At 31.7% G+C, this 13,248-nt stretch carries 13 protein-coding genes and 1 pseudogene; 9 read left to right on the top strand and 5 right to left on the bottom strand.

Going from position 1 to position 13,248, the window contains the following annotated elements:
• Positions 1–125 precede the first annotated feature (125 nt).
• Positions 126–398 (top strand): annotated as a pseudogene (locus tag QOX35_RS16085) (ORF6N domain-containing protein); the annotation flags it as partial.
• Between the two features lie 41 nt (positions 399–439).
• On the opposite strand, the gene QOX35_RS16080 reads toward QOX35_RS16085, so the two are convergent.
• From QOX35_RS16080 to QOX35_RS16070, 3 genes are all read right to left on the bottom strand, one after another.
• Complete coding sequence (locus QOX35_RS16080; RefSeq protein ID WP_283687801.1) at positions 440–844, bottom strand: NUDIX hydrolase; 405 nt, start codon at positions 842–844, stop codon at positions 440–442.
• Positions 845–937: 93 nt separating this feature from the next.
• The gene (locus QOX35_RS16075; RefSeq protein ID WP_283687800.1) at positions 938–1,537 is read right to left on the bottom strand and encodes an HD domain-containing protein; all 600 of its coding nucleotides are present in this window, start codon (positions 1,535–1,537) and stop codon (positions 938–940) included.
• Positions 1,538–1,545: 8 nt separating this feature from the next.
• Positions 1,546–1,833 carry a putative quinol monooxygenase gene (locus QOX35_RS16070; RefSeq protein ID WP_283687799.1) on the bottom strand — a complete coding sequence of 96 codons (288 nt, stop codon included), beginning with the start codon at positions 1,831–1,833 and terminating at the stop codon, positions 1,546–1,548.
• Between the two features lie 265 nt (positions 1,834–2,098).
• On the opposite strand from QOX35_RS16070, the gene QOX35_RS16065 reads away from it, so the two are divergent.
• The 8 genes from QOX35_RS16065 to xseB are packed head-to-tail and all read left to right on the top strand — an operon-like array spanning position 2,099 to position 11,925.
• Entirely contained in the window at positions 2,099–3,997 is a 1,899-nt protein-coding gene (locus QOX35_RS16065) for a KAP family P-loop NTPase fold protein (RefSeq protein ID WP_283687798.1), read from the top strand.
• A gap of 2 nt (positions 3,998–3,999) precedes the next feature.
• Complete coding sequence (locus QOX35_RS16060) at positions 4,000–4,740, top strand: Qat anti-phage system associated protein QatB (protein ID WP_283687797.1); 741 nt, start codon at positions 4,000–4,002, stop codon at positions 4,738–4,740.
• Between the two features lie 2 nt (positions 4,741–4,742).
• Positions 4,743–6,110, top strand: coding sequence for a Qat anti-phage system QueC-like protein QatC (gene qatC, locus QOX35_RS16055; RefSeq protein ID WP_283687796.1), 1,368 nt, complete (start codon positions 4,743–4,745; stop codon positions 6,108–6,110).
• The gene (gene qatD / locus QOX35_RS16050) at positions 6,107–6,838 is read left to right on the top strand and encodes a Qat anti-phage system TatD family nuclease QatD (RefSeq protein ID WP_283687795.1); all 732 of its coding nucleotides are present in this window, start codon (positions 6,107–6,109) and stop codon (positions 6,836–6,838) included. The genes qatC and qatD overlap by 4 nt, the downstream gene beginning before the upstream one ends.
• 21 nt (positions 6,839–6,859) lie before the next feature.
• Positions 6,860–8,632 (top strand): ATP-dependent nuclease, encoded by a 1,773-nt coding sequence (locus QOX35_RS16045; RefSeq protein ID WP_283687794.1) that lies wholly within the window; start codon positions 6,860–6,862, stop codon positions 8,630–8,632.
• Positions 8,619–10,259, top strand: coding sequence for a UvrD-helicase domain-containing protein (locus tag QOX35_RS16040; protein WP_283687793.1), 1,641 nt, complete (start codon positions 8,619–8,621; stop codon positions 10,257–10,259). The genes QOX35_RS16045 and QOX35_RS16040 overlap by 14 nt, the downstream gene beginning before the upstream one ends.
• A 35-nt stretch (positions 10,260–10,294) precedes the next feature.
• On the top strand, positions 10,295–11,770 hold the full coding sequence (gene xseA / locus QOX35_RS16035; protein ID WP_283687792.1) for an exodeoxyribonuclease VII large subunit: 1,476 nt from the start codon (positions 10,295–10,297) through the stop codon (positions 11,768–11,770).
• On the top strand, positions 11,731–11,925 hold the full coding sequence (gene xseB / locus QOX35_RS16030; protein ID WP_283687791.1) for an exodeoxyribonuclease VII small subunit: 195 nt from the start codon (positions 11,731–11,733) through the stop codon (positions 11,923–11,925). Before xseA ends, xseB begins: the two co-directional genes overlap by 40 nt.
• 193 nt (positions 11,926–12,118) lie before the next feature.
• Here xseB and QOX35_RS16025 read toward each other — a convergent pair whose 3' ends face one another.
• Both QOX35_RS16025 and QOX35_RS16020 read right to left on the bottom strand, forming a co-directional pair.
• Positions 12,119–12,406: a putative quinol monooxygenase gene (locus QOX35_RS16025; protein ID WP_283687790.1), complete on the bottom strand. Its 288-nt coding sequence runs from the start codon at positions 12,404–12,406 to the stop codon at positions 12,119–12,121.
• Positions 12,407–12,416: 10 nt separating this feature from the next.
• A partial coding sequence (locus QOX35_RS16020; RefSeq protein ID WP_283687789.1) for a DinB/UmuC family translesion DNA polymerase occupies positions 12,417–13,248 on the bottom strand: 832 nt, incomplete at its 5' end.

The following is a 13,248-nucleotide window of genomic DNA, read 5'->3' as shown; positions in this document are numbered from 1 at the left end:
TTCTTTATTCCGGGCAATATTACCCAGACAAAAGAACAGAAGATTATGTAAACTATCTCACAAAATAAGGATTGATTATCAATAAATTAAAAGCAATTATTTACATAATCTTTTTGTTTACATAAACAGAACAGGGTATAGCTCAATTATCCAGCGTACTAAACAGTCCTTTGGCTATTCAGGTAAACATCTCAATAATCAGAGCTTTTGTTACATTGAGAAAATACGCTTTAGGCTATGCAGAACTTAACCAAAAGTTAGAAACATTTATGCTCGAAACTAATATTCAGTTTAATGAGATATATCAGGCTCTGACAGAGTTGGCCAGTACCAGAGAACAGGAAGATAGAGCCAGAAAGCGTATCGGATATATCCGCAATGAAGAAGAGGAGCAATAGCTCCTCTTTCTTATTTCTAAGACTAATTTTCTCTTTCCAATTTATAAAATTATGCCATCTTCTTTTAATAGTGCAAAAACTTTTAATACACCGGGAACCTGAGCTGGTTCCTGCTTATACATCTCTAAGTCAAAATATTTAACAGCAGCAATTTCATGGCTAGGCTGTATATTCTCCGTTAAATTATATCGAAAAGTGTCTTGTTCCATTATCAATTCAGGACTTTCTCCGTATGCCGGAGCAGAAATATGTTTGTATTTTTCGATTTTGTCGGGTTGCAAATCAATGTTTAATTCTTCCCTAATTTCTCTGATAAGCGCTTCTCTGGAAGTTTCTCCTTTATCTACTTTTCCACCCGGTAAATACCATGCATTTTTATTACTGCTATATGCTAAAAGCAATTGATTGTTTTTTGTAACTACCAGTCCTGCTGTTAATAATATCATTCTTATCCTTTATTTTATTATAGGCTAATGATTGAAAAATCGCTTTGTCTTAAAATTATATTAAGTCAAAGGTAAACGGACTTAATTTCATTTTTATTGAACTTCCTTGTAAAACTGAGCGATATATTCTTCCATAAATGCATGCCGTTTTGCTGCTATTAGTTTAGCCGATTCAGTATTCATCATATCTTTTAGCTTAAACAGCTTATCATAAAAGTGTTGAATACTTGAATTCTCTTTCTCTTTTTCATCAGGGCTATATAGAATGCGATTCTTACTACCACCATATGCAAAACAACGGGCAATACCAATTGCTCCGATAGCATCCAACCTATCAGCATCCTGTACAATTTCGGCTTCTATTGAAGATGGACTATTCCCTTTACTGAAAGAAACCTGAGAAACAATCTCAATTATCCGATCTATGATTGACGGTTCAACAGCCAAGGATTTAAGAAATGCACCGATTAATTCATCAGATTTATCCATACCATCATGAAGTTTGTGATCACCAAGATCATGCACCCAAGCCGCCAATTCAACAATAAAGCTATCGGCATGTTCTATTTGCAAAATCTTTCTGGCATTAATTACCACTCGTTCTATATGATAGTAATCATGCCCCGTTCCTTCTTTGAGAAAAGTTTCTTTAATATATTCTTGCGCTTTTATCAGGATATCTTTATTCTCCATTCTTCTGCTTATTGAAAAATTTCCATAATGGTAAATTCGCACTCTTTGGATTGATGTTTATTAATCAGAGGAACAAGCCGTCTGAAATGCTCTGTCTGGCAATGCCTGTCCAAAGCGTCTTGATCCGGCCACTCTTCAATGAAGATAAAGTGAGTTTTATCGTCCTGATCTATATAAAGATTGTATTCTATACAATCCTTTTCCAACTTCGTTTTAGCAACCAATTCAGTATAAAGAGGTTTTACAACATCCAGATACTCTTCTTTAATAAAATCTTCGGCTATAACTTTTATCATTGTTTGAATTATTATTTACAATATTTTCACTACAAATATACAGAATGGGGTAGATAAAAAAGAGCAAATTAATTCTTCGCTTTTATGCATAATCCATCTATTCGAAAAATTATATTATTTTTTTAGCATTTATTCACTATAATAAAAGAGTATTCTATATCTTTATGCTTGGAGCCAGCGACTTAACTAAGAATCTATGAAATCACGCTCTAATAGTATCCATCAATAAATAATATTTTTATAGTAACAATTTAACAACTAACCAATGTGGGCTGATAACGAAACTTCAGAAGACCTATTAGGCTTCAACGTACATGCTGATTTATTAATAAATATCATTTATGATGAATCTGTTTTGCCGATTACGATAGGGGTTTTTGGTGATTGGGGTAGTGGTAAATCCAGTGTCTTACAAATTGTAAAAGAAGCGTTTGATAAGGATGATGATAAGGATTCGCTCTGTATATACTTTAATGGTTGGACTTTTGAGGGATATGATGATGCTAAGGCTGCATTACTCAATTCTATTCTTAAGGAATTGGAAGACAACAAAAAAATTCCTGATGCAATAAAGGATACAATAAAAGAAAAAGCAAAGAAACTTTGGAAGTCCATTGATTGGATGCGTGGAGCAGGCATGGTTATGAAAAATGTAGCTTTACCTGCCGTTACTGCATATTTTACGGGAGGGCTTAGTTTAGTTCCCTTTGCCATCCAGAAGTTAGCAGAATGGGGCAATAACCCAGAAATAATAATTAAAAAACTTCAATCGGATGAAGGAAAGGAAATATTTAATTCTTTTATAAAAGAAGGGAAAGAGAATGATAAAAACATTACAAATGCAGTCGCTGAATTTAGAAAAGATTTTTCAGAACTCTTAGATGCGACAAATTTCAAACGGTTAGTTGTAATTATTGATGATTTAGATAGATGTAGTTCTGAAAGAATTATTGAAAATCTTGAAGCAATTAAACTTTTCCTGAATGTCCCCAAAACTGCATTTGTCATCGGAGCAGATCCTCGAATAGTTAAATATGCTATTGAATATAAGTATAAAAACAATAAAGAAATAGAGGACGATAATAACAGGATTATTATTGATTATTTAGAGAAATTAATTCAGCTTCCTTATTCTTTACCAAGACTTTCAGAATCAGAAGTTGAAACTTATATATCAATGCTTATCTGTAAAAAAGAAATTGGTGATGATAAATTCAAAAAAGTACTGGACGAATTTAAGAAATATAGATCAACAAATAAATATTCTGCATTTGGATTGTCGAATTTTGAGAAAATATTAGAAGCTGATGATTTCAGAAAGGTAAAAGATAATGTAATAACAATACCTTCTCTAGTACCCTTAATTACAAATAGCTTGTATGGAAATCCCCGGCAGATTAAACGGTTTCTAAACACCTATACTATTAGGAAAAGGCTCGCAGAAGTGGCAACCTTACAGAATTTTGATGATGCTGTTCTAGCAAAACTGATGATACTTGAATATTCTGAACCTAAGTTATTTAAAAAATTATTTGAATGGCAGATTATTCAAGATGGAATACCTAAAGAAATTATAGAAATAGAAACTTTATGCAAAGAGAAAGGAATTGAAGATATTATTTCTGAAATGAAAGAATCATATTTTAAAGAATGGAATAAGCCCAAAATAATAAAGTGGTTTCAAATTGAGCCTTTATTATCAGGAGTTGATCTACGAGATTACTATTGGATTGCTCGGGATAAATTAGAAAACTCTATCACTGCAACGAGTATGATTCCACCTATAATAAGAGCGTTTTTCAATGAATTATTACCAGATAATATGACATCAACGGTTACAAGATCTTTAATTTCTGAAAAATTCCAGACATTTAATGATGTTGAAAAAGAAGCATTTTTCAATCTTTTATCCTCTAATTTAAAGAGGAATCCTCAGCAAAAACGATTATATGATATTTTCAATGTAATGACAGAAGCTAAAATTGACAATACAGTTTATCATTATATAGAAGCCCTTAAAATAATCAGTGTATCGGATATTGAGCCTGCGGTTGCTATAAGATTAGCAGATTTTAAATCAGAACCGATAATCGGTGAGTTTTTAAATGATTATTTCAAGGATGGAAAATCCAAAGCAAGCAAAGCATTTAATCTAAAAAAATAGACATGGGAACATCTAAATCATTTTCTGATGTAAAACACACAATGATCCCGAATTGGGGTGTACTTAGTTCCTCGCTAACTTCAAATTGTGATTCTTCAGTTCTTTCAACTCAGAAGCTACAGAATATAATGGGACATTTTGTTTCAACATTGAGTGGAGCCTCAACTGGTGGACGTGGTGGTTCAAAAGCTGGTGGAAGAAGTAGTATCAGAACAGCAAAGAAAATAGGAGGAGTCTTTTCTAAATTTATCAGCTCTGGTAATAATATTAGGCAGACTCTCGAATTTACAGGGTTAACTGATATTGAGAACAAAACAGTTGAAGATATTATTAATCATTTAATTGAGTACTGTTCGGGCAGTGCGACATCAATTGATGATAATGCAGCAAAAGAGGCTACAAGATTATTATTCGAAGAATTAATGGGGCAGGCTGAATCTATTGATGAAGTACAAGCCTTATTACAAGAGACTTTTACAACGAATACCTTGGAAGATGTTATAATAAAGTATTTCGGATATTATATTAATGAGCTTTTATCAAAATGGTTTTATGAAAATTTGATAAAGAACAAGAGTGAGAATGATTGTAATAATCTTTTCGGACAAATAAAAAATTTCATAGTGGAAAGAGTTGAGGATATTCATAAAAAAAATCCTCTTCAAAATGTAGATTGGAGTTCTGATGAAGCCGATAGACTAATAAAAAATATTCAACAAGATGTTCTAACCGTATTTGAATAGTTATGAAAGTAAGCGTAGTTATAGATAATGCAGATTATGGCAAATTTGCAGATTTGCAGCTTTGTTACACAGATAATGATGTGGAAAGAAAGGTTCCTCTATCTTTTTTAGGCTATGAAAGAGTATTTGATTTTACGACTGATTTCACATCTGTAAAGTTTGATTTCTTTCTTATATCGGCAATAGTTTACGGAGTTGATAATTTATTGAGTCGAGCTATTTATTCGAATGATGGTTGGACGAGAGATATCGAAGTCGAATTTCCAGTCAATAATATAGATATTTGGACTGGTAAAGAATCTAAACTAAAACGAATATTAGATTTTTTGACAGGAGATAACTGGCTTGTTCGTTTTAGACAAAATATACAAGATACACTTTATTATCCACGTCCTTTGTCTAGAAGAAGGAAAAATCCGCCGGCCTATGTAATAGATTCAATTAAATCAGTAAGTCTTTTTTCTGGAGGATTAGATTCTCTAATAGGTGTTATTGATGAATTAGAAAAGTTAGGAGATAGTGAAAGAATACTTTTGGTCTCTCATTTTGATTCAAAATCTCCGGGACCAAATGGAGACCAGAATAAGTTGTTCAGACATTTAATAACTAAATATCCGAATAAAATATATTGGATACAATCAAAATTGGCACTGTCTAGAAAAGATATAGAAGGAGACAAAATAGCAATAGAAAACAACTACCGTAGTCGTTCCCTGTTTTTCATTGGTTTAGGTTGTTATTTGTCTCCAATTGATGAGTTGATAATCCCTGAAAATGGAACGATTTCAATTAACTATCCCCTTACTCCATCAAGAGTGAGTTCTTTGAGTACAAGAACAACTCATCCCTATGTTTTAAAGAATACTCAAGAACTACTTACTGAATTAGGCTTATTCACTAGAATACATAACCCATATACATTTAAGACCAAAGGAGAAATGTTTCTTGAATGTTCAAATCTCAAATTTCTAAAAAATATTTTTCAAGATTCGGTTTCTTGTGGAAAAAGAGGAAGACGGCAATATCATTTTGATAATCCAAGCGAGATGCACAATTGTGGGCGATGTATGCCTTGTATATATAGACGAGCTGCATTGAATAAGGCTGGCTTAGACAATGAAAACCACTATGGGAATTTTATTACTAAAGTTATATCTATGGGGAATAATGATTTACCTGCCCTATTCAGCTATTTAAAGAAAAACATTTCATTAGAAAAAATGAAAAGAGATTTATTAGTTAATGGTAATATAGATCTTAGTGACCTTACAGAATATGCAGAAATGGTATTAAGATCAAAACAAGAAGTCCTACAACTATTTAGAGATAAGGGAAATAGATTTGTGAAAATAGAGTTGAGTTTGAGATGATTATTGACACACACTGCCATATAGATTTATATCCCAACCCGAGAAAAGTTTTACAAGATTCTGTCATAGCTAATATTACGGTATTAGCTATGACTAATCTTCCAAGCCACTTTGAAATGGGATATCCATATTTTCAGTCATTAAAGAAAATTCGATTAGCATTAGGTATGCATCCCTTAATGGCAGATTTACACGCAAAGGAATTTGATTTGTTTCTGAAAAATATTAGTAGAACATCATATATCGGAGAAATTGGTTTAGATTTTTCTAAAGAAGGTATATCTACCAAAGATATTCAAATAGAAACTTTTTCTAAAATACTACAGATTGTTTCAGAACAAAAAAAAATTTTAAGTATTCATTCCAGAAAGGCTGAAAAAGAAGTTTTAGATCTTTTGGTAAAAAATAATATACAATTTGCAATTTTCCATTGGTATTCAGGAGGATTGAATCTTATAGATTCGATTGTGGAGGCTGGTTATTTCTTCTCAATCAATCCTGCAATGGTAAAATCTATGTCAGGCAGAAAGATAATATCTAAAATACCAAAACATTATATATTGACAGAAACGGATGGACCATTTGTGGAAGTGAGAAATTTTCCTTTAAAACCAGGTGAAATATCTTCAGTAATTAATTATTTAGCTCAAGAATGGAATATTACTAATTGCGAAGTTGAAAATACTATCTCATCTAACTTCTTACGATTAATTAGTCATCTGAAATAACATAGAATTAAAGATTATCATATGAAACTGTCATTAGTAAAAATAATAGGTTTTCGAAATTTTAAGAACGCTTCTATAAGTTTAAACGAAAAGACATTAGTTATAGGAACAAATGATATAGGAAAGACAAATCTAATATGGGCCATTAGAATTTTACTGGATAGAGGTCTTTCCGATATTGATATTGAACCTAAAGATTCTGATTTTTATGCATATGAAGACACGAATAGCTTTCAAATCATTTTGAAATTTGAGGATGTAATTGAAGATTGTATTGTAGCAAAATTGAAAGGAATGATACGTGATGATGATAAATTATTTATCAGTTATGAAGCCACAAGAGATTCTGTAACAAATTCCAAATCTTATAAGATACTTATAGGTCCTTCAGAAGATACTATGGAAGAGGTCCAAGAACGATATTACAGAAAAGTTTTGAATATAAAATATATTAGCAGTAATAGAGATTTTTGGGGCTATATTCAAAAAGAAAAAAATAGCCTTTTTCAAATAGCTAAAGATGATAGAGATAATAATACAAAGACAGAAGATGATGTATTATATTCGAAAATAGCAGATGATCTATCCAAAATCGATAACGAAATTCCGAAACTATCATATATAAAGAATGCAACATTGAGCATAAATACAGAGCTCAGTAAAATGTCTGTATATCATAAAAATCAAAAGATTGTATTTAATAGTGCTACCTCAAATATCGATAATTTCATCAGTAGCACTGCTATATCATCAGAATATAATGAAAAAAAGCTGCTTATTGGAGGTGATGGCCGCCTGAATCAGATATATTTATCTCTTTGGGCTGCAAAAAACTCACTGAAAGAAGATAATATGTCAGAAGTATCCTTAGTATGCATTGAAGAACCGGAAGTTCATTTACATCCACATCAACAAAGGAAACTTGCAGAGTATTTAAATTCAATAATTAAAGGACAGGTTATAATAACCAGCCATTCAGCCCAAATAACCAGTGAATTCTCTCCAAATTCAATTGTTCGCCTGCTTAACAAAGGAAATGGAACAATTGCAGCATCTGAAGGCTGTTCAGAAATAATTGATAAAGCTTTTGAGGATTTTGGATATAGAATGAGTATTATTCCGGCAGAAGCCTTTTTTGCTGATTGCGTATTACTTGTTGAAGGAGCTTCAGAGGTGTTGTTTTATAAGACTTTAGCGAAACAGCTTGACTTAGATTTAGACAGATTAAATATTAGTATACTTAGTGCTGAGGGGGTTGGTTTCAAGGTCTTTATTGAAATTCTTAATAGTTTAGAAATTAACTGGGTTTTACGAACAGATAACGATATTTTTAAAGTGCCGAGAAGAGAAGAATACCGTTTCGCAGGAGTACAGCGTATTATTGATATATTGGAAGAGCATTGTAATTGCGATAAAGATACGGAAGAAATTCTAAACAAAAATAGACCTCTATTAAGAGGGTTTAGTAGTCTAATTCCTCCTCAGGCAAATATTGATGCTGCAAACCTTATAAAAGAAGGTTTGGCTTTTTATAGGTTATTTTTAGCTAACAAAGATTTAGAGAATGACTTGTTTGAAAGTCCGTTAAATAAATCTTTAATTCAATATTATACCGAACTGGGAGTTGATACAGATAACATTATCGCTGAAATGCAAAATAGAAAAGCTTCTTCCATGTTTGCTTTTCTTAAAAAGAATAAAGCCGACCTGTTGTTGTTAAAAGATGACCAATTAGCTCAACCTTTATTTGCGTGTAAGGAAATTATAGAAGAACAACTCAATGAAGCCGACTAAACAACAACAGGATATTATTGACTACCATGATAACTCTGTGATAATAGCAGCTCCGGGTAGTGGAAAGACTTTTGTCGTTTCTGAGAAAGTTAGGTATGATATCTCTGGTTTATATGAATACCAGGGAGTAATTGCTATCTCATATACAAATAAAGCATCAAACGAGTTAAAAAGTAGATGCCTGAAAGATGGACTTGATGCTAGGAGTTCTTTTTTCGGTACAATAGATAGTTTTTTTATTTCTGAAATTATTATTCCTTTTGGAAAGCATCTATGGGGTATACCAGAGAATTCCTTTAATACAATTAAGTTATCCGAAATTCAGGATTCTGAACAAAATGATTTTAGTTGGTTATCGAGAGATATAGAAGAAAGCGATTTAAAAACTGAAAATTTAGAAACAATTGGAAGATACTTCAAAAATGGGATATTAATATTGGAATCTGTTGGAGTAATTGCAAATTATATTTTCACACAATCAAAAGCCTGTAAAAAATATTTTAAGGCAAGATATAAAACTATATATATAGATGAATATCAGGATTCAGGTCTGAACCAACATGCTCTGTTTATAAAACTAACTAAACTTGGAATTATTGGAGTTGCTGTTGGAGATATCAATCAATCTATATATGGTTTTTCAGGAAAAGATTCACGTTATTTAAATATGCTATCTAACAATGAGGAATTTATTTCTTTTCTTTTGAATAAAAACCATAGATGTCATCCTTCTATAATAAATTATTCCAACCTCCTTCTGAACTCAAATATTCATTTGTTTGATACAGACGATACACGAGTATTTAAAGCAACTATTAAAGGGGCTGAAACATCAATTGCAGAGTGGATCGATACTATTTTGGATCAAATGAAAAAGAAATATAGTATATCCCATAATTCTCAAATTGCAATATTGGGAAGAAGTACCAGGACTATAGACATAATAGACAATAAATTAAAGGCTCCTCATAAACTATCTAAAACCACGGACTTAGAATTAAGTTTAAATATATGGTCTGGCATCTTCGTAAATTTACTCCGCTTTGCATTAGATGATACATTTAAATTCATCGAAGTTATAGAGGCTTTTACCACATGGGATAAAATCTCGTCAAGAGAACAAAGATTACTCATTGGGTCAAAGCAAAACATTAAGAACTTATTTAATGACGAGGAATTAAATAAAAATGAGATTATTTCAGCATTTAAAGCCGTTTCGGAAATAATAGCTCCACAATCACCAGAAGGGGATTCGCTTATTTTACTTGAAGAAATTTTATCTGATAAATCCCTTCTAAACGCCTTCCTGCCAGTAGCGGATCATGAGGTTCAAATAATGACTCTCCATAAATCTAAAGGGTTGGAATTCGATTTGGTCATTCATTTAGATTTAAATGAATGGGTTCTACCTAGAAAGGAAGCGACAAATGGCGATTGGAATAATCCTCGTTTTCCGTCTTGGACGCAGGACATAAATCTGCATTATGTAGGAATAACTAGAGCAAAAAAAGCTTGTTTTCTAATAACCAGTACGCAAAGATTAAATTTCAGAGGAAGTATATCAAATAGTTATCCTTCTGAATTTTTTTCTGAAAATAATCTTAACCATCTACGAATTGATATATAGTTAAACATCATTGATTTTCATAATCTACAATATTAATGACTGAAATTAAATCATATAGCCTATCATCTATATTACAACGGATTAAAAGTATTATTGATGAAAAAACTTCTGGTAAATTTATATGGATTAGAGTTGAGATATCACATATTAATTTCCATCAAAGCGGTCATTGTTATATTGATTTAGTTGAAACCAAAGATAAAGAAATAGTTGCCCAATGTAAAGCCACTATTTGGTCTAGCAGATTAAGAGAGATAAGAGCTGTATTAAAATCTGATTTTGATAATGTTTTAAAAAAAGGGAATGAAATTCTATGTCAAGCGCAAATCGTCTTTCATGAAGTTCATGGTTTTTCCATTAATATTATAAATGTAGATATAAACTTTAATCTGGGAGATTTAGAAAAAAGGAAACAAGAAACAATTAATAGATTAAAACAAGAAAATATAATAAACAATAACAAATCCAAGAGTACTCCGGTTGTAATTAAGAAGATTGCATTGATTGCATCTACCAGTACAAATGGATACGACGATTTTTACAAACAACTTTTGGAGAATAAATACGGATATGTATTTGAAATTACTGATTTTCCAGCTTCGGTACAAGGCGAAAATGCCATATCTGAAATATGTCAACAATTAAAAATTTTGAATAATAAACAATTTGATGTAATTGCAATTATCCGTGGTGGAGGGAGTAAGCTTGATCTGGATATTTTTAATAATTATCAGATAGCAAAAGAAATAGCCTTACACAATCTTCCTGTTTATACGGGGATTGGCCATGAAAATGATTATAGTGTTTCTGATATGGTAGCTTCAATGTCTCATAAAACGCCAACAGCATTAGGCGCATATATTGTAGAACAGGCTCTTAATTTTGAAACTAAAATAAACAATACATTATCTTATATTTTTGAACATAAGAATTACTATTTTGACAAACAAAAGAGCCGGTTGAAACTGAATATACAAACACTGACCTCTACCAGTATTTCAATAACACAGCTAAAACGCGGAAGTTTACACACATTAGTGACCAGAGTAAATAATGAAGCGATAAGAATAATAAATATTGAAAAGAATAAATTCAGTCTTGCATTCGAATTAATCCAAAGTCAACCGAAAATCCTTTTATCCAATAAAAAGCTATATCTAAAAAATACAATGGAATTGATAGAAGTGAATATTCAGAGCAGTATAAAAAAGTCTATTGATAACCACAATTTTATTTTATCAATGATCCTGTCTCTTACCCAAAATAAATGCGAAGAGAAGATCAGGCATATAAATAACATCTTAGATGTAATCCAGATATATCACCCGAAGAATATATTAAAAAAAGGGTATGCAATACCGAAATATAAAGGAACGCTTTTAGATAGCCAGAATTTAGAAAAAAATGATGAGCTGGAAATAGAATTATATGACAGAACCCTTGTTGTCTCACTAATTAAAATAAAAGAAAAATGGACGAAATTTCTTACGAACAAGCTTCCAAAGAATTAGAACAAATATTGTCAGAATTGAAAAGTGATAATATTTCTATTGATAAACTAGCAGAAAAAGTAGAAAGAGCCTCAAAACTTGCTGTTTTTTGTAACGAAAAGCTTAGAACAACAGAAAGTAAAGTTAGTGAAATAATCAAGCGACTTGGATTATAAACACTTGCTAAAAAATAAGATAGTAATATTGTTTCCAAAATATACAAGATAATTTTCTTCTGTAGCAATTCGTTTTTACAATAAGTAACTATATTATTGTGGGATGGGTAGGACACCATCGACTAGTTATATTTTTATGACAAATAAAGATGAATTCTGGCTGATAACGGTTCTTTATTCTGCATTCTTTAGCTTATTGAAACATCTCCATAATGGTGAATTCACACTCTTTGGATTGATGTTTGTTAATCAGAGGTACAAGCCTTCTGAAATGTTCTGTTCGGCAATGTCGATTCAAGGCTTCGTGATCAGGCCATTCTTCAATGAAGATAAAATGAGCCTTATCGTCCTGATCTATATCAAGATTATATTCTATACAATCCTTTTCCAATTTAGTCTTAGCAACCAATTCAGCATAAAGAGGTTTTACTATTTCCAAATACTCTTCTTTTATAAAATCTTCGGCTATAACTTTTATCATATCTTATTTACTAAATTTTAATCTCGATAATATCATTAAGATTGGTCGTGTATCGCTTTGAGAGATGCTCCTGACGGATATTCTTGCTATAACCATTTCCCTGAACTGCAAGTTTTACAGTATCACGTCCATTCTTTTTATTTATCTCATCCAAAGTCTGGTTTAATCTCTGTTGCTTATCACGATCTTTCTCATCAAAGAAATCCCTCAGAGCATATTCTTCTGGAATAATATCTATCAATACAACTCCAGCCCTTTTATATTCCAGATTCGGCAAATATATAGAATCTAAAGCCTGATGGCAGTAACCAATAATCTCGGCTGTATCCGATGTATAGAATGACAAAGGAACAACTTTTGAGGATTTATATACATCCTCTTCAAATCGATCGGTTTGCACGAAAATATAAACAGCTTTGGTTACAGTTTTCTGTTTCCTCAATTTAGCTACACTCAGAGAGGCTAAAGAGGCAATAGACTCCAATAAATTGCTGTATTCAGTAATTGGTTGCCCGAAACTTCTGGATGTACATATCTGTTGTTTCTTAGCCGACAGTTCGTCTTTTTCAATACAGGAGATGCCTTGTAATTCGAGCCAGGTACGTTCCCCGATTACTGTCATCTTACCTCTGACCCATGATCGAGTCTTTTGAGTTAAATCATATGCTGTTTTTACTCCGTGATATTCAAGCATCTTTGTGTGGAGACGCCCTATGTGTAAATAATACTTGAAAAGTATACCACCAGAATAATTCAAAAGTATACCACCTATGGGAGTAAAATAGGATGATTTAACATTCATTTGGTTGTTAAGATTCTTTATTTTATTAACAAATACTAAC

It is taken from the genome of Dysgonomonas sp. Marseille-Q5470 (assembly GCF_951230145.1).
Classification (GTDB): domain Bacteria; phylum Bacteroidota; class Bacteroidia; order Bacteroidales; family Dysgonomonadaceae; genus Dysgonomonas.
The sequence above is the reverse complement of the archived record's forward strand: the minus strand, read 5'-3'. Positions and strand labels throughout refer to the sequence as shown.